The sequence below is a fragment of the Gibbsiella greigii genome, from assembly GCF_039540155.1.
Taxonomy (GTDB): Bacteria; Pseudomonadota; Gammaproteobacteria; order Enterobacterales; family Enterobacteriaceae; genus Gibbsiella; species Gibbsiella quercinecans.
In genome coordinates this window covers 11595-32474 of sequence record NZ_BAABEM010000003.1, presented here as the reverse complement: position 1 = coordinate 32474, position 20880 = coordinate 11595, and the positions used below count along the sequence as shown (strand labels likewise).

The following is a 20880-nucleotide window of genomic DNA, read 5'->3' as shown; positions in this document are numbered from 1 at the left end:
TTGTTATCACGTTTCGCGCACCGGTGTCATCTTTGCGGCGGAGGGATGCGAAAAAAGCAACGCATAGGCGCAATTTTGCTGCTTCAACAGCAGCACGAAATTGGCGAGACTGTAAAAAAACGGGAGGAAAGCCATGAATATGCCGTCGTCGCGTTGGTGGTGGGATTTATCTACGCGGGAATTCAGTGAACTGGAAATGGATAAGATAGTGGCGGTGTTGCCGATCGGCGCCGTCGAGCAGCACGGCCCGCATTTGCCCGTTCGGGTGGATACGGCGATCAATGCCGGGATAGTGCAACGTGCGGTGGAGCTAATGCCCGCTGATTTACCGGTGTTGATTTTGCCCATGTTGCCGATTGGCAAATCCGATGAGCATTTGCACTATCCAGGCACCCTGACATTGCCTTACGAGATTTTGGGTAAAGTGTGGTTTGAAGTGGCGAAAAGCGCCTGGCGAGCGGGGATCCGTAAACTGATTTTCTGGAATTCGCACGGTGGCCAGCCGCAGTTGATGGAGATTGTTTGCCGCCAACTGCGTATTGAGCTGAATATGTTTGCCGTGGGGGCCAGTTGGTTTCACACCATCGACACCCGCGATCTCTATGCCGCTGAAGAGTTACAGCATGGTATCCACGGTGGGGAGTCTGAAACCAGCGTGATGTTGTATCTGCACCCTGATCTGGTCCAGATGGCCTATGCGGAAAACTTTGTCTCGGCATCGGTTGCATTGGCCGCGAAAGGGGGCATTCTGACGCCCGAAGGCGGCGTGGGTTTTGGTTGGATGGCTGAAGATTTGCACCCCGCGGGCACCACCGGCAATGCGGCCGCAGCGGATGCCGGGCGTGGTAAAACGGAGACCGAACGGGCCGCCCAGGCGTTGGTGCAACTGATCGAGGAAGTGCGGGATTTTGACATCAGCCACCTCGGTTGAACATTCAGGCCGTCGCGCCCGCCTGTTGCCGGTGGCGCTAGGCCATTTGCAGCATCAGGCCTTTCATGGTTTCCGCCAGTACGCTGCCAATGGCGCTGGTGCCGCGGTTGTGCCCAATCAGCATCAACGTTTGTGTCTGCTGCGCCAATTCCCGTACCGGAATATAAATCAGCCGCCCACTGCGCAGATCGACGTCAATATCGAACGGGGTGAGGAAAGTCAGCGCCTGATCCACCATCGCGGCCTGGCGCATTACCTCAATCGAGTTGGTTTCGATCACCGGCTGCGCTTTGATCATCGCACGGGCGAAAACTTCATTGAGATACGGGCGAATCACCATACTTTTATCCGCAATCACCAGCGGATGTGGTACGCAGTCGCTCAGACGCAGGCTGCTCTTATCCGCCAGCGGGTGGCCTGGCGCGATGACTGCACCTAACCTGCTGACCACGCTGGCGATGATGCGCAGAGTTGGCGGCAGCTCGAAATCAAATCCGACGCCCAAATCGGCTTCGCCGGAGGCGACAGCATTGGTGATGTCTTCACCGGTGGTCATTTGGCGCAGCACCAGTTTTACGCGCGGATTGGCGCGGCGAAACTCGGCCGCGGTGCGCGGCACCAAATTGGCGGCCAGCCCGCTCATCATGGCTACGGTGACTTCCCCGCGCCGCAACCCTTTCAATTCCTCAATTTTAATCTGCGCCCATTCCAGCTCTTTGAAACTCTGGCGCACATGGTGAATCAGCGTCTCCCCTGCCGCCGTGAGCAACATTTTGCGCGGCAAGCGCTGAAACAACGGCGTACCCAGCTCATCTTCCAGCGCCAGTATCTGGCGATTAATCGCCGAAGCGGAAATATGTAGGCGTGCCGCCGCTTTGCGGATCGAACCACTGCGCGCAACCTCATCCAGATAAACCAGCAGGCGGTGTTGAAGCATGTCTTCTCCATGCGTTGCCTTTTAAGCATCGCTAAGTACGAAAATATGTGCTTTTAAGGTAACGAAAATCGCGTCATAACTGAACAAAATTTACGCGGAGGGGCATGAAAATGGCAGATTTAAGTCGCAGGGGATTCGCAAAAATGCTGGCGGGCGCGGTGTTGCTTCCAACACTGGCGCCGCTGCTGTCGGCCAGAGCGCAGGCGGCGGAAAAGAACGTCAAGGTGGCGTTGCTGCTGCCGGGCTCGATTGCAGACGGTGGCTGGAGCATGCTGGCTTATCAGGGGCTGCAGGCGCTGAAACAAGCCGGCTATGGCGTGGCGTACAGCGAAAGCGTCTCCCAGGCGCAGATGGATCAAGTGATCTGCGGCTATGCCGATGATGGCTACACGCTGATTATCGGTCACAGTTTTGAATACGGTTCTGCGTTTGCCGAGATTGCACCGGACTATCCCGACACTTACTTTTTCGCCTCCACGTTTAAGCCGGCGGAAAACACGCCAGACAACGTGGAATACGTCAATCTGGCCTATCTGCAGGCGGCCTGGGGCGCAGGGGCGCTGGCTGCGTTGATCTCTGAAAAGGGCAAAGCCGTGGGTTTTGTCGGCGGCGGCGATAACCCGACGCAGCAGGCCATGATGCGCGCGTTTATTCAGGGCGCGGAGAAAACCCGCCCGGGTATTAAAGGGCTAGGGGTCGTCACCGGCGATTACGACAATGCGGCGAAGGGGCGAGAAGCGGCCACGACCATGATCGGTAACGGTGCCGACGTGATCTGGCATGCGGCGGATGTTACTGGCCTGGGCGCCCTGCAGGGCGCGGCGGCGGCAAAAGTGAAGGCGATCGGCTGTTATGCCGATCAGAAAGACGTTGCCCCCGGTTTTATCGCCTGCAGCTTCAAGCAGAACCTGGACTGGATGGTGGAACAGGTTGGCGAATCGGTGGCGAACAAGGCCTTTCTCGGCGGAAAAGAATGGGGCCCCAGCGTCGCCCAGGCCTGGTCAGTGGTGCACGGCAGCGAGCCGTTTGATAGCCGGTTAGTGAGTGCGAGCGCCTGGCAGCAGTTCCAGACGATATGGCAACAGTTGGACAAAGGCACGCTGGTGCCAAAAGTTTGACTTGGGGAGGCGCAGCTTGACGGTGGCAACGGCGGCGGTGCGCGTCGCGCTGAATAATATTACCAAACGCTTTGCGCGCGTGACGGCCAATGACAGTGTGTCAATGGCCGTCAGGGCAGGCGAGATTCACGCCTTGCTGGGCGAGAACGGCGCGGGTAAAAGCACGCTGATGCAGATTCTCTATGGCTTATACCATCCGGATGCCGGTGAAATCATTGTGGATGGGCAGCCGGTGCAATTACGCGATCCCAGCGACGCGATAGCCTGTGGCATCGGCATGGTACATCAGGAATTCATGCTGGTTCAGCCGATGAGCGTTGTCGAGAATGTGGTGCTGGGCCTGAAAGAAAGCGCCTGGGGCCGGCTCGATCTGTCTGCGGCCGCCGCACGTTTACAGGCTCTGTCTGCGCGGCACGGTTTGGCGGTCGATCCCTGGGCGAAAGTTCATCACCTGCCGATTGGGGTACAGCAGCGCGTTGAAATACTCAAGCTGCTCTACCGCGATGCCCAGGTGTTGATCCTGGATGAACCGACCGCAGTGCTGACCCCGCAGGAAAAAGCCGGGCTGTTCGCCACGCTGCGATCGCTGCGCGCCGAAGGGCGTTCGGTGATCATTGTTACGCATAAGCTTTACGAAATCATGGCGATAGCCGATCGGGTATCGGTGATGCGCGCCGGAAAAATGGTAGAGACGGTTGCGGTGAGCGCCACTTCGGAAACCGATCTGGCGCGGCGCATGGTCGGGCGCGATGTAGTGTTACGGGTGGATAAGGCGCCCTGTAAAACCGGGGCGAACGTTTTGCATGTTGATAACATCGCGCTGCGCGATGAGAGTGGGCGGCAGAAAATATGGCGGGTGTCGCTGAAGGTCGCCGCCGGGGAAATTCTTGGTATCGCCGGTGTGGATGGTAATGGTCAGTCGGAATTGGCGGACGCCTTGCTTAATCTGCGCGCCATAGAGGCGGGGCGGATTTGGTTGGGTGGGGAAGATATTACCCAGGCGTCGCCGGCGCAGCGACGGGCCAAAGGTATTGGCTTTATTCCTGCCGATCGGCGTGGTGTGGGCTCCGTGACTGCGTTGTCGATCATTGATAACGCCATGTTGGGCGCACAGCGCAGCTTTACCCGGGCGCGCGGCTGGTTGCTGGACCGCAAAAAAATGGCGCAGCATGCACAGTCGATTATTGCGCATTTCCAGGTACACACGCCCGATGCGGAGTTTGAGGCCGGAAAACTTTCCGGCGGTAATCTGCAGAAACTGATCCTGGGGCGTGAAGTGGCGCGTACCCCACGTTTGTTAGTGGTGGAGCAACCCACTCGCGGCCTGGACGTTGGCGCTGTACAGGCCGTTTGGCAGGGGTTATTGGCAGCGCGCGACAGCGGCTGTGCCATTCTGATGATTTCGGCGGAGTTGGAAGAGATCCTGAACCTTTCCGATCGCATTGCGGTGATGTATGGCGGCCAGATCGCCGGCGTACTGGATGCCCGCGAAGCCACGGCGGAAAAATTGGGTGAGCTGATGGCCGGTGGCAAGTTCAGCGAGGAGGCCGTAGATGAAAACGCTGCTTGAAAAACGCCTTGCCCCAGCCGATTCCGCCCTGGCGATTACCTCAACCAGCCTGGGCGCCATTCTGGCGGCATTTTTCCTGGCCGGTTTGCTGTTTATTCCCTTCGGCGGCAATCCGATAACCGCCTATGGCTTTTTGTTCAGTGAAGCCTTCGGCACGCTACGCGGCTTTGGCCTGACGCTGGTGCAAAGTACGCCGCTGATCCTGATCTCGCTGGCCACCATTGTTATTTGGCGCGCCGGGCTTGGTTACATCGGCTTTGAAGGGTGCTTTCTTGTGGGAGCGGCGGTCGCCAGTTGGATGGCGTTGGCAGGCACGCCGCAGGGGTTCCCCTGGGCATTGCCCGTTTGGGCCTATTGGCCATTGGTACTGATCTCGGCTTTTCTTGCTGGCGCGTTATGGGCCGGGTGGGTTGGCGCGCTGCGGGTGCGCTTTGGCGGCAACGATGTGCTGATTTCTTTGATGGCCAATTATGTGGCGATTTTCCTGGTGCAGTATCTGGTTTCCGGGCCGATGCGTGCGCCGGGCGATCTGCCGCAAACGCCGCGCTTGCCGGTGGATAGTTGGCTACCCTATCTGATGCCAGGTATGCGAGCGCATTGGGGCATCGCCATTGCATTAGTCGCCACCCTGTTTGTGTGGTGGTTGATACGCGCGACGCCCGCCGGTTATGAAATTATTGTCAGCGGATTGAACCCCAAAGCGGCGCGCTACGGCGGCATTCAGGTTGGCCAGCGGCAGATGAGCGCGGTGTTTTTGGGGGGCGGCCTGGCCGCGCTAGCGGGGCTTTGTGCGGTATTGGGCGTACAGCACCGCCTGATGGAAGGGCTTTCCGGCGGCGTTGGCTTTATTGGCGTGGTCGTGGCGTTATTGGCCCGGCTCAACCCTGTGCTGGTCATCCCCACCGCGATCCTTTACGGCGGCCTTGAAGTTGGCGGCAGCGCCATGCAGCGCCAAAGCGGGCTGCCGACTTCGGTGGTGCTGATCCTGCAAAGCCTGGTGGTGCTGCTGATCCTGGCCGGCGATGTGTTGCGTTATTACCGCTTGCGGTGGCCGGGCCAACGCCGGTCAGCACCGCAGTTATCGGGGGATAGGCCATGAGTGAGCTGGCGCATATTGATGCCGCGTTTTTAATTACCTGGCTGGCGGCGGCGGTCAGGCTGGCTGGCCCGGTGCTGTTGGCCGCGCTGGGGGAAATTTATGCCGAGCGCGCCGGGGTGCTGAATATCGGCATTGAAGGCACGATCTTAATGGGTGCCCTGGGAAGTTATATGGTCGCCGTCTTCAGCGGTTCAACGGCCCTGGGGTTTATCGCCGGTGGTGCAGCCGGCCTGGTGGTTGGGGTGTTGCTGGCCATGCTCTATCTGCGTGCGCACGCCAGCCAAATCGTCGTTGGCATCGTTTTTAATATTCTGGCCGCCGGCATCGCGACCTGGACCTATTCGCTGGTGATGGGCAACGCCTCTTCACCCACCATCAGCATGCTTGAGCCGCTGCAAATTCCACTGTTATCCGCCATTCCAGCAATTGGGCCGGTGCTGTTTTCCCAGCCTTTGCCGCTGTATATCACGCTGTTGCTGGTGGCTGTCGCCCATTATGGCCTGTTTCATACCCGTTTTGGTTTATCGCTGCGCGCCGTGGGGGAGAACCCCCGTGCTGCACATGCGGCGGGGCTCAATGTGTTGCGGATCCGCACCTGGGGCGTGTTGCTCTCATGTGTGGGTGCCGGGCTGGCGGGGAGTTACCTGGTGACCGCGCAGATTGGCCTGTTCCGCGACAATATTGTCAGCGGCCAAGGGTTCATCGCACTCGCAATCGTCATTTTTGGCCGCTGGAGCCCGGTAAAAGCGCTGATTGCCGCCTTTGTCTTTGGTGCCGCCGATGCGCTCCAGCTTTCCCTACAGCTGTTTGAAAGCACGCTACCACCGCAGCTACTGCTGGCGTTGCCCTATCTGCTCACCATTCTGGCGATGTCCGGCGTGGTGGGGCGCACGGTGCAACCGGGCGCATTGACTCAACCTTATCGCAAGGAGTAATGGATGAATAGCTTCCGTCTGACCAACGCGGCCGATGCGCAGGTATTCCGTATCAGCCCGAACGACACCAACTATTTCGCCGTCCTGTTCGATCGGCAGCAGGACGGTATTGATAACATTTTTGTGGTGGAAATTTTCACGGTTGGCGGTGCGACGCCGCCCAATGAACACCCGCATGCGCACGAGTTTTTCTATGTTTTGCATGGCGAAGGCGTGGCGAGCTGCAACGGTGATGAGGTGGCGATTCGCCAGGGGGATGCGCTGTTACTGCACCCGGGCAATGAACACCTGATCCGTAACACCGGCAGCGGCAAACTGTATACCTTAACCGTGATGACGCCGAACGAGGGTTTTGCTGAACTGATTCGCAGCGGCGAGCCAATGCAGCTTGATGAAGAAGACTTACGGGTATTGATTGGAGGGTGATATGGGCGGGAATCCGCTGGGAAGCGCCCGGCATAATCAATGGCACGTTACGGCTACGCAGGTGGATATGGTGCGAACGCCGGTAATGCCGCACCCGTTGACGATCGGTAGCCGTGGCCGTGAAGTGACGTTTGATCGCCAGCGTAGCGCGCTGATTATTATCGATATGCAGAATGACTTTTGCCACCGGGATGGCTGGCTTGGCCATATTGGGGTGGATGTCAGCCCGGCGCGTGCGCCGATTGCGCCGTTGCAAAGGCTATTGCCGGCGCTGCGGGCCGTTGGCGTGCCGGTGATTTGGCTAAACTGGGGCAATCGTCCAGACCGGCTAAATCTTAGCCCGGCGCTGCTGCATGTGTATAACCCACAGGGTGATGGGGTAGGGCTTGGCGATGCGCTACCGGTTTCCGGCGCGCCGGTATTACAGGCCGGCAGTTGGGCCGCGGCCGTTGTGGATGAATTGGCGCCGGATGAACGCGATATTCGCATCGATAAATACCGCATGTCGGGGTTCCAGGATACGGTGTTGGATAGCGTATTGCGTAATCTCGGCGTGACGACGCTGCTGTTTGCCGGCGTAAACGTGGATCAATGCGTGCTCTGTACTCTGCAGGAGGCAAATTTCCGTGGCTACGATTGCCTGTTGCTGGAAGACTGCAGCGCCACGACGTCCCCGGCTTACTGCCTGGATGCCACGTTGTATAACGTACAACAATGTTTCGGCTTTGTGGTGAACTCCGCGGAGTTGCGGCAACGGCTGTAAGGAGAGAATGTGGCGTATCTGCTTACCGATGGTTGGGTGATCACCATGAACGCCCGGCGCGAAATTCTGGAACGGGCCAGCCTGGTCATTGACGGCAATCGGATTCAGGCGATTGGCACACGGCAGACGTTGAGCGCGGCCTATCCGCAGGCGGAAGTGATTGATTGCTGTGGCAATATTATCATGCCCGGCATGGTGAACACCCATACCCATCTGTTCCAGACGCTGTTAAAAGGGCTGGGGGACGATCGGGTATTGAAGGAGTGGTTCACCTGCATGACGGGCCCCAGCGCAGTGGCCTTAACGGAAGAGGATGTATTTGCCGCGGCTATGCATGGCTGCGTTGAGTCAATTCGCTCTGGGGTCACCTCGCTAGTGGATTTTATGTATGCTCACCCGCGCCCGGGGTTAACGGCCCGTGTGATTGAAGCATTCCAGTGTAGCGGCATACGCGGCCATGTGTGCCGTGGGTTTCTCACCGCGGGTGCAGAGCATGGCATTCCACAGGCACTGATCGAAACACCGGAGAAGGCGCTGGCAGATGCCCGTGCGCTGATTGCGCGTTACCACCAACCGGAGGGGCGGGTAAAAGTAGGACTGGCGCCCAGCATGATCTGGGCGTTGGATGAAAAAGCGCTGCGTGGTACGCGCCAGTTGGCGGATGAAACCGGCGTGCTCATCACCACCCACGTGGCGGAAACCGATTTCGAGATCCAGCAGTCGCAATCGCGTTTTCAGTGTACCGATACCGAGTTTTTGGGCGATATCGGTTTTCTTGGCCCGGATGTGTTGGCCGTGCATTGTGTGCAATGCCATGCTGGTGACATTCATATCCTGCAGCGTCACGATGTGCGTGTTTCCCACAATCCGTGCAGCAACCTTTATCTTGCTTCGGGCGTGCCGCCGATCCCGGCGATGCTGGCGGCGGGGATCACCGTGGGCCTGGGCTCTGATGGCCCGGCCAGCAGCAACAACCATAGCCTGTTCCAGGCAATGAAAACCGCGGCGCTGTTGCAAAAAGGCGTGCATCGCGATCCTACTATCATCACGGCGGAAAAAGTGCTGGAAATGGCCACCATTGACGGAGCCCGGGCGATTGGCCTGGAACACACGGTGGGATCGTTAGAGGTTGGGAAATGTGCCGATGTGGTGGTGGTGGGGACCGATCACCCAGCGATGACGCCAATCCATCACCCGGTTTCTTCGCTGGTTTACTCCGCCCTGGGGCATGAGGTGACAGACGTTTTCATTGATGGCCGACCGGTAATGCGTAACGGCGTAATCACCACCGTTAACCAGCGTGAGGTGTTGGCGCGTTCGCAACGCGCCGCTCAGGCGCTGGCGGCGCGTACCGGTAATGACCGCCCGCGGCCATGGCGCTCATTTGCCGGTTAGCCGTGGAACGAGGTGCGCGGCATAATGTTGATTGTCTCATGCAGCTCGGACCACACCAGCACCACTTCGCCGCTTTTCAGTTGGCGGCGCACGTCTTCTACTTTTTGCTCCAGCGTGCGTTCCTGTTCGCCGTAGTCGGTGCCTTCACGCAGCACAAAGGATTCAATCAGGTTGTTCAGGGTTTCCGTTGCTAATTCTTGCCAGGGGATAATCACTGTTTGGGTTCCAGATAAGGGGTAAGCCAGGCGGGAATGCGCGATTCCAGCCACATTTGCGGTTTTTTCAGCGTGCCGCCGACAAAGCCTACGTGGCCGCCAAACGCCGTTAGCTGATACTCGACGTTGGCCGGCAGGCAGCTGAGATCCGGGATCACCGCATCGGTCATGAACGGATCGTCCTTGGCGTGAATGATCAACAGCGGCGTACGGATCTGCGGCAGCAGCGGCAGGGCGCTGCAACGGCGATAATAATCGTTGGCGTCGCTGAAGCCATGGATGCGTGCGGTGATGGCATTGTCGAAGTCGCGGATACGCCGCAGGCTTTGCAACTGCGGCAAATCCAGCGGCAGAGTATTGGGGTAGCGCAGCAGTTTACGCATGGCATTCTGCTTCAGTTGCCCCAACAGATAGCGCTGATAAACGCGGGAAAACCCTTGCTCCATGCGCAGGGAGCAGGGCTCCAGCATCAAGGGCGCAGAGACGATCGCCGCGGCTTGCAACAGGCTGTTCTGGTCCTGCTGTGCCAGATAGCAGGCCAGCATATTGCCGCCGAGTGAAATGCCGACCGCGGCGGTTGGCACATCGCCATAGGTGGTGCGCAGCCAGCGCAGGAAGAAGCGGGCATCTTCCGTTTCGCCGGAATGGTAAATACGCGCTCCGCGGTTGGGCACGCCGCTGCAGCCGCGGAAATGCATCACCACCCCAAGCCAGCCTTGTTCACGCCAGGCGTTCAGCAGGCCGTGACCATACGGGCTAAAGAAACTGCCTTCCAGGCCATGAAACAGCACTACGCGGGGTTTAGCGCGCGCCTGGCGTGGGTCTTCGCTCCAGGCCAGATCGAGAAAATCGCCGTCGGGTAATTCCAGCCGCTGCCAGTACGGTTCCAGTAATACCCGGCGGCGCACTAGTCTTGGCAGCAGGGTTTGTAGGTGCGGGTTTTTGGCGCCGGGCAACGGGTGAAATGTTTCATGCATAACGAATCAATATCTTTTGGGGAATCGGAGCCACTATATGCAAGCGGCGCGCGGGCGGCAACCGGAGCATGCCCTCGGGGCCGGTAAACCGCTATGGTAGGAAAACCCTACCGCGTTAGCGTGATTGATAAAGGACATATTGTGTGATTAATCGCGCACTGATAACTTCAATGGCTTGAGCTAATAATAAATGCGGCAAAAAAGTCTTAGGGTGAGGAGCACCCGATTCATGGAATTAAGTTTATTTCTTTCAATGTTAGGCTTCCTGTGGGTGGCCGCTATCACACCTGGCCCCAACAATATGCTACTGACCACCTCCGGCGCCAACTTCGGCTTTATGCGTTCGCTATGGCTGATGATCGGCATTATGCTCGGCATGCAGAGCATTTTGCTGCTGGTGGCCTTCGGCGTTGGCAGCCTGATCCTGGTTTATCCGTCCCTGCACCTGATCCTGAAGATCCTCGGCAGCCTGTATTTGCTGTGGTTGGCGTGGAAAGTGGCGACGGCGGCGTATGAAAAGCTGGAAACCGACGTCGCGCCGCCCAAACCGATTCGCCTGTACCAGGGCTGGTTGCTGCAGTTCCTCAACCCCAAAGCCTGGCTGATGGCGTTGGGCGCCGTGGCGAGCTTCAGCCTGGAGGGCGCGCGCTATAATCACTCTATCGTGGCGATAGCCTGCGGTATTTTTGCGGTGAATATGGTTGCCGGTGTCATTTGGCTGGGCTTTGGCACCGTGATTGGTCGCCTGCTGCGCAGTAAAAAAGCCTGGGTGATCTTTAACGTCTCAATGGGTGTATTGACGGCGGCCTGCGTCCTGCTGATTTGGCATTAAAGGGGGAGCGATGACAGAGAACTATTTCCACGTTGATGCTTTTATCGGCGACGGGCTGCGCGGCAACCCAGCGGGGGTTTGCCTGCTGAAGCAACCGCTGGCGGGCGCGCAGATGCAGGCTATCGCCAATGAACTGAACCTGCCGGAAACCAGCTTTGTTTGGGATGACGGCGATATGTATGCCATCCGTTGGTTCACGCCGACGCGGGAAGTGGATCTCTGTGGGCACGCGACGTTGGCTACGGCACGCGTGCTTTTTAGCGAAGTGAACCCTGGGCTGAGCGATATGCGTTTTCGCTCGGCCAGCGGTGAGCTGTATGTGAAGCGCGCCGCAGAAGACGGTGAGCGTTTGATTCTTGATTTTCCTTCCCGTCCACCGCAAAAAATCGCCGTGCCGCAACCACTGCCGGCTTTGCTGGGGGCGGTGCCGGCCGAAGTTTGGCAAGCCAGGGCAATGCTGGTGGTGCTGGAAAGCGAGGCGCAGGTACGCGTGCTGCAGCCCAATATCCCGGCGCTGATCGACGAACTGGGTTGTGGCGTGATCGTCACGGCACCCGGCGCCACGGTTGATTTCGTCTCGCGCTATTTCTCTTTGGATCGCAGCGAAGACCCGGTGACGGGCTCCGCCCATTGTACGTTGATGCCTTACTGGGCAGCCCGGCTTGGCCGCCACAAGCTGCATGCCCAGCAGCTTTCAGTGCGTGGCGGGGAGCTGTTTTGCGAATTGCACGGCGATCGCACGCTGATTGGCGGATATGCTCATATTTTCCTGCGTGGTGAAATTACCCTCTGATCGTTGGCTGCGGCAATAACGTTTGCTGGGATAGACGAGAATGTTATATTCACATAGAGAATAAAAGATATTTTTTTATTCTTTTATGCATTGGTCTTGCTTAGATAAAACTGTGAATTACTCAACAGTTGCTATCAATGGAGCAGATCATGGCAGGCAAATTCCCTTTATTACGCGGCGTAACGCTGTTGTTGGCGTCGCTGATGGCCGCCGGTGCACAGGCGGTGGATGTGACCGTTGCGTATCAAACGTCGGCCGAGCCTGCCAAAGTCGCCCAGGCGGAAAACAGCTTCGCCAAGGCGTCAGGCGCGTCGGTTGACTGGCGCAAATTTGACAGTGGCTCCAGCGTGCTGCGGGCGATGGCTTCCGGCGACGTACAGATCGGCAATATCGGCTCCAGCCCGTTGGCGGTGGCCGCCAGCCAGAAACTCCCCATTGAAGTGTTCCTTATCGCCTCGCAGCTTGGCAGTTCCGAAGCGCTGGTGGTCAAGCCGGAGATAAAAACCCCACAAGATCTGATCGGCAAACGTATCGCGGTGCCGTTTATTTCCACCACGCACTACAGCCTGTTGGCTTCGTTAAAGCACTGGGGCATCAAACCTGAACAAGTGAAAATTCTCAACCTGCAGCCCCCGGCGATTGTCGCCGCCTGGCAGCGCGGCGATATTGACGGAGCCTATGTATGGGCGCCCGCCGTCAACGAACTGGCGCAAAAGGGGCGGGTGCTGACCGACTCTGAACAAGTGGGGCAATGGGGCGCGCCGACGCTGGATGTGTGGGTGGTGCGTAAAGACTTTGCCGAGCAGCACCCGGACGTGGTGACGGCTTTTGCCGCCAGCACGCTGGCAGCGCAAAAAGCCTATTTGGCCGCGCCGGATCAATGGCTGCAGGACAAAACCAACCTGAGCACGTTGGCGCGCCTGAGCGGCGTGCCGGAAGCGCAGGTGCCGGGGCTGGTCAAAGGCAACCGCTATTTGCCGGTGGCCGATCAAATCACGCAGCTTGCTAAACCGGTGGATAACGCCATTCGGGATACCGCCGAATTCCTTAAAGAACAGGGTAAGATCCCACAGGTTGACAGCGATTACAGCGCCTATGTGACCGACCGTTTTGTGAAACAGGTGCAGGCTGCGCCGCGGTCTTAGGGGGCGGAATGCTACAGGTTAATCATCTTTCGGCCGAGTATCAGGGGCGCCAGGCGCTGCGCGATGTGTCGTTCCAGATTGCCCCAGGGCAACTGGTGGTGGTTTTGGGGCCTTCGGGCTGCGGAAAAACCACGTTGCTGAACCTGATCGCCGGGTTTAACACGCCTTCTGCCGGCAGTATTACGTTAGATGGCAACCCGGTTACCGGCCCCGGTGCTGAGCGGGGCGTGGTGTTTCAACATGAAGGTTTACTGCCGTGGCGCAACGTGGTGGATAACGTCGAGTTTGGCCTGCAACTGGCGGGCATCGACAAGCCGGCACGGCAACGCGTGGCGCGGAAGATGTTGGCGCGCGTGGGCCTGAGCGGTTATGAGCAGCATTTCATCTGGCAGCTTTCCGGCGGTATGCGCCAGCGCGTAGGGATCGCCCGCGCCCTGGCCGCCGACCCGCGATTGCTGTTACTGGATGAGCCGTTCGGCGCGCTGGACGCTTTTACCCGCGAACAGATGCAGGAACTGCTGCTGACCATCTGGCGCGACACCGGCAAACAGGTGCTGTTGATCACCCATGATATTGAAGAGGCAGTGTTTCTCGCCAGTGAGTTGTTGCTGTTGTCGCCCGGCCCGGGGCAGATTGTGGAGCGCTTGTCGTTGAACTTTGGCCAACGCTATGCCAGCGGTGAGGCGTGCCGCGCCATCAAATCCGATCCTGAATTTATCGCCCAGCGCGAATATGTGCTGGGCAAAGTCTTCCAACAGCGTGAGGCGTTGCTATGAGCCTGGATTTTCCCCTGAAGGCGACGGCCCGGCCCAAGGCCCTGGCCGCGCGCCGTTTTCACCTGCCGCGCACGCTGTGGCTAGGTGGCGCCACGCTGTTGGCGTTGTTGGCGGGATGGTGGGGCGTGACCGCGCTGGGGGTGATTAGCCCACTGTTCCTGCCTGCGCCGCAGCAGGTATTGCACCAGTTGATGGTCATCGCCAGCCCGCAGGGATTTATGGATGCCACCCTGTGGCAGCACCTGGCCGCCAGCCTGGGGCGTATTCTGGTCGCCCTATTGGCGGCGGTGCTTATCGGCATACCGGTGGGCATCGCGATGGGGCTGAACGACACGGTGCGCGGCATTCTCGATCCCTTGATTGAAATTTACCGCCCGGTGCCGCCGCTGGCCTATTTACCGCTGATGGTTATCTGGTTCGGCATTGGTGAAACATCGAAGATTTTGCTGATTTATCTGGCGATTTTCGCGCCGGTAGCGCTTTCCTCCGTGGCCGGGGTGCGCAGCGTCGCGCAGGTCCGGGTGCGCGCTGCGCTGGCATTGGGCGCCAGCCGCTGGCAGGTGCTGCGCTTTGTGGTGTTGCCCAACGCGCTGCCGGAAATCCTGACCGGCATTCGTATCGGGCTTGGCGTCGGTTGGTCGACGCTGGTGGCGGCCGAGCTGATCGCCGCCACGCGCGGCCTGGGTTTTATGGTGCAATCCGCCGGTGAGTTCCTGGCGACTGACGTGGTGATCGCGGGTATCAGTGTGATTGCGATTATTGCATTTGGTTTGGAACTGGGGCTGCGCGCCGTACAGCGGCGATTGACCCCGTGGCATGGAGTACAACAATGAACGAACGCTTGAAAATCACCCCGCTGGGGCCATACATCGGTGCGCTGGTGGAGAATATTACGCTGGCGCGGCCGTTGGGCGACGGCCAGTTTGAACAGCTTTACCATGCGTTGCTCAAACATCAGGTGCTGTTTTTCCGCAACCAGCCGATTACCCCGTTGCAGCAGCGCGATCTGGCCGGGCGTTTTGGCGATCTGCACATCCACCCGGTGTACCCGCATGCCGGCGAGGTGGAAGAGATCATCGTGCTGGATACCCACAACGATAACCCGCCGGACAACGATAACTGGCACACCGACGTCACTTTTATTGAAACCCCGCCGCAGGGGGCGATTCTGGCCGCCAAAACGCTACCGGCCACCGGCGGCGATACGCTGTGGGCCAGCGGCATCGCGGCCTATGAGGCGCTGTCGGCGCCGTTCAAAACCTTGCTGGCCGGCCAGCAGGCCGAGCATGACTTCACCAAGTCGTTCCCGGAACATAAGCACCGTGGCAGCGCAGAAGAACACCAGCGCTGGCGACTGGCGGTAGAGAAGAACCCACCGCTGTTGCACCCGGTGGTGCGCACCCATCCGGTGAGCGGCCGGCAGGCGTTGTTCGTCAATGAAGGGTTTACCACGCGGATTGTCGATTTGGCGCCAAAAGAAAGCGATGCGTTGCTGAACTTCTTGTTTGCCCACATCAGCAAACCGGAGTTCCAGGTGCGCTGGCGCTGGCAGGAAAATGACGTGGCGATTTGGGATAACCGGGTTACTCAGCACTACGCCAACGCGGACTATCTGCCGCAGCGGCGTATTATGCACCGGGCGACCATTTTGGGGGATAAGCCTTTCTACCGCGCCTGAGGGTTAGTCCACCATCAGGTTACGGGAGAAGTTAATCATATCCACCCCAGCCTTTTTGCGGTACAGGCGCGCCTTGCGGGCGCCTGTCGCCGCCATCTCACCGGTTTCTTCAAACATCTCCGAGGCTTCAAAGCGCCGCATCAGGCTTTTGCGCTGCACCGGGTGCGCCAGAATGATCTCAATCACTTCTTGTAGCTGGGCCAGCGTGAAGGCCGCCGGCAGGCAATAGACCGGCAGCATGGAATAGGTGGTTTTTTGCCGCAGCCGTTGCAGCGCCGCCGTAATGATGCGTTGATGATCGAACGCCAGTTGCTCGGCCTGCAGTGCGCCAAGCGGCCGCCAGGCCACATCCTCCACGGCGGCGATGTGCGGCTGGCAGTCGGCATGGGCGATCAGAGCAAAATAGACCGTCGTCAGGCTCCAGCCCCGCGGATCTCGGTCCGGGCCGGAAAAACTCTCTAACTGCGCCAGATAAGGCGGTTCCACGCCGGTTTTTTCCATCAGCTTACGCTTCGCCGTTGCCTGCGTGGAATCATCACGCTGCAGATCGATAAACCCGCCCGGCAACCCCCAACGGCCCAAAAAAGGGTGGTTGGCCCGCTTGGCCAGCAGAACGCACAACTGCCCACCGTGTACGGTAAACAACACGCTGTCTACCGTGACGATGGGGGAAGGGAAACGGCGAGGATCGTAGTTTTCCAGGTATTCGGCTTCTGTTGGCATGAGGAATTCGCAAAAAGAGTCTTTGAGACAAGATAACAATTCCCAGCCAAGGCAGCAAGCCGATGCTCAGAGTTAAAGTCAAGTATAAACAAATGGTTATATTGATTGTGCGTAATTAGGCTATTTTTTACTTGCCAATTAATGTCTGTTGGACAATTATATAAATGTCCTAGGGACATTAATTGTTAGCAAGATGAGGAATGGCAAATGAGCGCACAACTACAGCTATTTTTGGATTCGGTTCCGGTGGCGGTCATCACCGGCCGGTTTCCCGATGGGGCGGTGTATGCCCGTTTCCACCAGCCGGCGATAACCACGGCCACGCAGATGCGTATTCGCGCCACGGCAATGCGCAGCATGGATGATTTTATGCTGCTGGCGCAGTTGGTGGACGCCGTGCGCCACCGGTTCCTGATTAAAGAGAGTCTGCTTGAACTGCCTTATCTGCCGTATGCCCGCCAGGATCGCCATATGGGCGATGGCGACAGCTTTGCCCTTAAGGTGTTCGGCCAACTGTTGAATACGCTGGCTTTTGATCGCGTGACGGTACTGGATCCGCACAGCGACGTGGCGGCCGCAGCGGTCAACCGGCTGCATGCCATTACGCAACAGCAGTGCATGCAGCACAGTGCCAGGCTGGCAGGCTTACTGGCGCAACAACGTTTGATGCTCATCGCGCCGGACGCCGGCGCGTTGAAAAAAATCCACGCGGTGGCGGCGCATTTTGGCCTAGCGGAATACGGCACCATGACCAAGCACCGCGATGTGTTAACGGGGGAACTCACCGGTTTTGAACTGCTGGCGGGGGATGTGCCAGGAAAAGACGTGCTCATTGTTGATGACCTGTGCGATGGCGGCGGCACGTTTATCGGCGCGGCCCAGGTATTGCGGCAGGCCGGCGCCCGCACCGTCAGCCTGTATGTCACGCACGGCGTGTTCTCCCAGGGCACGTCGCGCCTGCTGGCGCAAGGTATTGATCATATCTATACCACTACCTCTTATGCGGCGGCGGATATCGCCGGGGAATGCGTTGAACTGATTGATATTGAGCGTATTTACGCCCACTAAGGAGTTGCTGATGTTAACCAATCCAATTTTGGCGATTGACGGCTATAAGGTTTCCCACCGTGAACAGTACCCGCAGGGCACCACGCGGGTGTACTCCAACTTCACGCCGCGCAGCGATCGGTTCTTTGCCTCGCCGCAGGCAGATGGAAAACTGGTCTTCTTCGGCCTGCAGGGTTTCCTGCAATGGTTTATGGTGGACTTATTCAACCAACAGTTTTTTGCGCAGCCGGAAGAGAAAGTGGTGGGTGAGTATAAGGCACTGATGGACAGCTATATTGGCCAGGATCGGGTCTCCGTTGAGCATATTCGCGCCTTGCACCGGCTGGGCTATCTGCCGCTGCATATCAAAGCGCTGGATGAGGGCAGCAAAGTCGGGATGAAAGTGCCGGTGCTTACCATCACCAACACGCGGGATGAGTTCTTTTGGCTGGTTAACTATCTGGAAACGGTGATCTCTGCCGAATTGTGGAAGGCATCGACCAATGCCACCATCGCCCATCACTACCGCAAAATTTGCCAGGCGTGGGCGGATCTCACCTGTGATGATATGGCGCACCTTGATTTTCAATGCCACGATTTTTCCTTCCGTGGCATGTCGGGCCTGCATGACGTGGCGCAATCGGGCGTGGGGCACCTGTTGAGCTTTAAAGGCACCGATAATATCCCCGCCATCCTGTACGCGCAGCAGTATTACCCCACCGCGGGCGATTACTTTGTAGCGGGAAGCATTCCCGCGACGGAACACAGCGTGATGTGTATGGGCGAGCAGGCGACGGAGATCGAGACTTTTCGCCGGCTGATTGAAGATTTATACCCGAACGGCCTGGTGTCCATCGTATCGGATACTTGGGATTACTGGCGGGTTTTGACGGAGTTTACCCGGGAACTGCACGGCAAGATCATGGCGCGAGACGGCCGCGTGGTATTCCGCCCGGACAGCGGCGATCCTTGCGATATTATTTGCGGCAGCGGTGATGACCACGATCATAGCCCGACGCGTAGCGCGCAGGAGAAAGGGTCTGTGGAAGTGCTATGGGAAATCTTTGGCGGCACGGTAAACAGCAAAGGCTACAAGGTGTTGGATCCGCACGTGGGGTTGATTTACGGCGATTCGATCACGCTGGCGCGGGCGCAGGAGATTCTTAGCCGCTTGGCGGCGAAGGGCTTTGCCAGCGCAAACGTGGTTTTTGGCGTAGGTTCCTTTACTTATCAGTATAATACCCGTGATACGTTTGGCTTTGCGATGAAGGCGACCTACGGTGAAGTGAATGGGGTGGGGCGCGCTATCTTCAAACAGCCAAAAACCGATAACGGCTTAAAACAATCGGCGCGTGGCTTGTTGCGGGTGATACGTGACGAGCAAGGCGAATACCAACTGCTGGATAACCAAAACTGGCAGCAGGAGCAGCGGGGCGAACTGAAAACCCGTTTCCTCGATGGCAAACTTTACCATCAGGACTCGCTGGCGCAGATCCGCCAGCGCCTTGGCCGCCTGTGCTGATAACTCGCCGCCGCCCACTCAGGGCGCGGCGTTAATTTTCCGCTTCAAACGCCTGGGTTAACTGTTCCAACTGTTCTTGCGCATCGAGCCAGGTCATTTCCGTTTCTTCCAGCGCGGATTTGGCCTGGCTTTGCTGTTGCAGGCAGTCGGTCAACTCGGCCTTACGGCTGTTGTCGTACAGCGCGGAATCCGCCAGTTTCTCTTCAATTGCCGCCAGATCGGCGCCCAGTTTTTCCATCTGCTGTTCCAGTCTGGCGATCTGTTTGCGCAGCGGCTGGGTTTGGCTGCGAAATTCCGCTTCGCGCCGTTTCTGGTCTTTACGCGCTTGGGCGCTGTTGCCGTTATCCTGTTTCGGGGCGGCGTCCTGCTGCGCCTGCTGTTTTTGCAGATCGCTTAGCCATTGCTGGTAGTCTTCCAGATCGCCGCTAAAAGGCTCGACCTGGCCGTCGTGCACCAGATAAAGATCGTCGGTGGTGGAACGGATCAGGTGACGATCGTGCGAAACCACTACCAGCGCGCCTTCGAAATCGATCAACGCTTCGGTCAGCGCCTGGCGCATGTCCAGATCCAGGTGGTTGGTCGGTTCATCAAGCAGCAGCAGGTTCGGGCGCTGCCAGACGATCAGCGCCAGCACCAGGCGGGCTTTTTCCCCGCCGGAAAAACGCTGCGTCGCTTCGGTGACTTTATCGCCCTGGAAGCCGAAGCCGCCGAGGTAATCGCGCAGTTGCTGCTCCAGCACGCGTGGCGCCAGGCGGCTCAGATGCTGCAGCGGCGACTCATCCGCACGCAAAAACTCCAACTGATGCTGGGCGAAGTAACCAAGCTTGATGCCTTTCGCCAAGCCGACTTCGCCGCTCAATGGCGCCAGTGTGCCGGCCAACAGTTTGATCAGCGTCGATTTACCGGCGCCGTTGCGCCCCAGCAGGCCGATGCGTGAACCCGGTACCAGATTCAGCTTGATGGACTGCAGAATGACCTTGTCGCCGTAGCCGGCGCTGACCTTATCCATCCGCAACAGCGGGTTGGGCAGGCTTTCCGGTTCGCGGAAGCTGAAGCTGAACGGGTTATCGACGAGCGCCGGGGCAATCAGCTCCATACGTTCCAGCATCTTGATGCGGCTCTGGGCCTGCTTGGCCTTGGTCGCCTTGGCGCGGAAACGGTCAATGTAGTGTTGCAGGTGGGCCACTTTTTCCTGTTGGTGCTGATACAGCGACTGCTGCTGCGCCAGTTTGGTGGCGCGCTGGCGCTCGAATGATGAGTAGTTGCCGGTGTATTCGTTCAGCGTTTGCTGTTCGATATGCAGGATTTTATCCACAATCGGATCAAGAAAATCGCGGTCGTGCGAGATCAGAACCAGCGTGCCGGAATAGCTTTTCAGCCAACGCTCAAGCCAGATGACCGCGTCCAGATCCAGGTGGTTGGTCGGTTCGTCGAGCAACAGCAGATCGGAACGGCAGATCAGCGCCTGCGCCAGGTTGAGGCGCATACGCCAACCGCCGGAAAACGCCCGGACCGGGCTTTGCAGCTGTTCGTTGGAAAAACCGAGGCCGTGCAGCAGGCTGGCCGCGCGCGCCTGGATGGTCCAGGCGCCAATGGCGTCCAGTTTGCCATGCAGCGTGGCAATGGCGTTGCCGTCATCTCTCTCATTCGCCAACTGCAATTCGGCCTCAAGCTGACGGTATTCGCGATCGCCGTCGATAACATACTCAAGCGCCGGCATGTCGAGCGCGGGCGTTTCCTGGTTAACCCAGGCCAGCGCCCAGTTGCTGGGAAAGGTGTAGCTACCGCCGTCCGCGGCGATTTCACCTTTCAGCAGCGCCAGCAAGGTCGACTTGCCGCAGCCGTTTTTACCCACCAGCCCAACTTTCTGGCCCGGATTAACCGTAGCGGTGGCGTTATCCAGCAAGACGCGGGTGCCGCGTCGGATTTGTAGCGAGGAGAAAACAATCATAAAGCGCCGTAAGTTTAGAGTATGTTAAATTGAGATGGTGTAAACAT

General features: G+C 58.4%; 21 protein-coding genes. 16 read left to right on the top strand and 5 right to left on the bottom strand.

What is annotated here, in order from left to right; translation table 11 throughout:
- Window positions 1–139: 139 nt before the first annotated feature.
- Window positions 140–931, top strand: coding sequence for a creatininase family protein (locus AC559G_RS00200; protein WP_498910369.1), 792 nt, complete (start codon window positions 140–142; stop codon window positions 929–931).
- Window positions 932–968: 37 nt separating this feature from the next.
- Here the strand turns inward: AC559G_RS00200 and AC559G_RS00195 are convergent, their stop codons facing one another.
- Window positions 969–1868, bottom strand: a complete 900-nt coding sequence (locus tag AC559G_RS00195) for a LysR family transcriptional regulator (RefSeq protein WP_498910367.1) — start codon at window positions 1866–1868, stop codon at window positions 969–971.
- A 110-nt stretch (window positions 1869–1978) separates the two neighbouring features.
- Here AC559G_RS00195 and AC559G_RS00190 point away from each other — a divergent pair, with 110 nt between their 5' ends.
- From AC559G_RS00190 to AC559G_RS00160, 7 genes are read left to right on the top strand one after another with little or no spacing between them, the layout of a single operon-like run.
- Window positions 1979–2986 (top strand): BMP family protein, encoded by a 1008-nt coding sequence (locus AC559G_RS00190; RefSeq protein WP_498910365.1) that lies wholly within the window; start codon window positions 1979–1981, stop codon window positions 2984–2986.
- Window positions 2987–3008: 22 nt separating this feature from the next.
- Entirely contained in the window at window positions 3009–4556 is a 1548-nt protein-coding gene (locus AC559G_RS00185) for an ABC transporter ATP-binding protein (RefSeq protein ID WP_416262652.1), read from the top strand.
- Complete coding sequence (locus AC559G_RS00180; protein ID WP_498910363.1) at window positions 4540–5655, top strand: ABC transporter permease; 1116 nt, start codon at window positions 4540–4542, stop codon at window positions 5653–5655. The genes AC559G_RS00185 and AC559G_RS00180 overlap by 17 nt, the downstream gene beginning before the upstream one ends.
- Window positions 5652–6590 carry an ABC transporter permease gene (locus AC559G_RS00175; protein WP_416261172.1) on the top strand — a complete coding sequence of 313 codons (939 nt, stop codon included), beginning with the start codon at window positions 5652–5654 and terminating at the stop codon, window positions 6588–6590. The genes AC559G_RS00180 and AC559G_RS00175 overlap by 4 nt, the downstream gene beginning before the upstream one ends.
- A gap of 3 nt (window positions 6591–6593) precedes the next feature.
- The gene (locus AC559G_RS00170) at window positions 6594–7016 is read left to right on the top strand and encodes a cupin domain-containing protein (protein ID WP_095846774.1); all 423 of its coding nucleotides are present in this window, start codon (window positions 6594–6596) and stop codon (window positions 7014–7016) included.
- Window position 7017: 1 nt separating this feature from the next.
- Window positions 7018–7779, top strand: a complete 762-nt coding sequence (locus tag AC559G_RS00165; protein WP_498910361.1) for a cysteine hydrolase family protein — start codon at window positions 7018–7020, stop codon at window positions 7777–7779.
- Between the two features lie 9 nt (window positions 7780–7788).
- On the top strand, window positions 7789–9174 hold the full coding sequence (locus tag AC559G_RS00160; protein WP_498910359.1) for an amidohydrolase family protein: 1386 nt from the start codon (window positions 7789–7791) through the stop codon (window positions 9172–9174).
- Here AC559G_RS00160 and AC559G_RS00155 read toward each other — a convergent pair.
- Together AC559G_RS00155 and AC559G_RS00150 are read right to left on the bottom strand one after the other, a co-directional pair.
- Window positions 9171–9389, bottom strand: coding sequence for a YheU family protein (locus AC559G_RS00155; RefSeq protein ID WP_121554863.1), 219 nt, complete (start codon window positions 9387–9389; stop codon window positions 9171–9173). The genes AC559G_RS00160 and AC559G_RS00155 overlap by 4 nt on opposite strands.
- Window positions 9386–10366, bottom strand: coding sequence for a YheT family hydrolase (locus AC559G_RS00150; protein WP_498910357.1), 981 nt, complete (start codon window positions 10364–10366; stop codon window positions 9386–9388). The genes AC559G_RS00155 and AC559G_RS00150 overlap by 4 nt, the downstream gene beginning before the upstream one ends.
- Before the next feature lie 229 nt (window positions 10367–10595).
- On the opposite strand from AC559G_RS00150, the gene AC559G_RS00145 reads away from it, so the two are divergent.
- From AC559G_RS00145 to tauD, 6 genes are all read left to right on the top strand, one after another.
- The gene (locus AC559G_RS00145) at window positions 10596–11198 is read left to right on the top strand and encodes a LysE family translocator (RefSeq protein WP_346082951.1); all 603 of its coding nucleotides are present in this window, start codon (window positions 10596–10598) and stop codon (window positions 11196–11198) included.
- Between the two features lie 10 nt (window positions 11199–11208).
- A complete protein-coding gene (locus AC559G_RS00140; RefSeq protein WP_498910354.1) occupies window positions 11209–11991 on the top strand; it encodes a PhzF family phenazine biosynthesis protein in 783 nt (260 codons plus the stop codon).
- A gap of 149 nt (window positions 11992–12140) precedes the next feature.
- Window positions 12141–13136: a taurine ABC transporter substrate-binding protein gene (gene tauA, locus AC559G_RS00135; protein WP_498910352.1), complete on the top strand. Its 996-nt coding sequence runs from the start codon at window positions 12141–12143 to the stop codon at window positions 13134–13136.
- A gap of 8 nt (window positions 13137–13144) precedes the next feature.
- The gene (gene tauB, locus AC559G_RS00130; protein ID WP_498910350.1) at window positions 13145–13912 is read left to right on the top strand and encodes a taurine ABC transporter ATP-binding subunit; all 768 of its coding nucleotides are present in this window, start codon (window positions 13145–13147) and stop codon (window positions 13910–13912) included.
- Window positions 13909–14745, top strand: coding sequence for a taurine ABC transporter permease TauC (tauC, locus tag AC559G_RS00125; protein ID WP_498910347.1), 837 nt, complete (start codon window positions 13909–13911; stop codon window positions 14743–14745). The genes tauB and tauC overlap by 4 nt, the downstream gene beginning before the upstream one ends.
- Window positions 14742–15590, top strand: coding sequence for a taurine dioxygenase (gene tauD, locus AC559G_RS00120; RefSeq protein WP_498910345.1), 849 nt, complete (start codon window positions 14742–14744; stop codon window positions 15588–15590). The genes tauC and tauD overlap by 4 nt, the downstream gene beginning before the upstream one ends.
- Window positions 15591–15593: 3 nt before the next feature.
- Here tauD and AC559G_RS00115 read toward each other — a convergent pair whose 3' ends face one another.
- Window positions 15594–16313 (bottom strand): NUDIX hydrolase, encoded by a 720-nt coding sequence (locus AC559G_RS00115; protein ID WP_438598286.1) that lies wholly within the window; start codon window positions 16311–16313, stop codon window positions 15594–15596.
- A 207-nt stretch (window positions 16314–16520) separates the two neighbouring features.
- Here AC559G_RS00115 and prs point away from each other — a divergent pair, with 207 nt between their 5' ends.
- On the top strand, window positions 16521–17381 hold the full coding sequence (gene prs / locus AC559G_RS00110) for a ribose-phosphate diphosphokinase (RefSeq protein WP_498910343.1): 861 nt from the start codon (window positions 16521–16523) through the stop codon (window positions 17379–17381).
- 10 nt (window positions 17382–17391) lie between these two features.
- Window positions 17392–18882 carry a nicotinate phosphoribosyltransferase gene (locus AC559G_RS00105; RefSeq protein ID WP_498910341.1) on the top strand — a complete coding sequence of 497 codons (1491 nt, stop codon included), beginning with the start codon at window positions 17392–17394 and terminating at the stop codon, window positions 18880–18882.
- A 31-nt stretch (window positions 18883–18913) separates the two neighbouring features.
- Here the strand turns inward: AC559G_RS00105 and AC559G_RS00100 are convergent, their stop codons facing one another.
- Window positions 18914–20833 (bottom strand): ABC transporter ATP-binding protein, encoded by a 1920-nt coding sequence (locus AC559G_RS00100; protein WP_498910339.1) that lies wholly within the window; start codon window positions 20831–20833, stop codon window positions 18914–18916.
- Window positions 20834–20880: the final 47 nt, after the last annotated feature.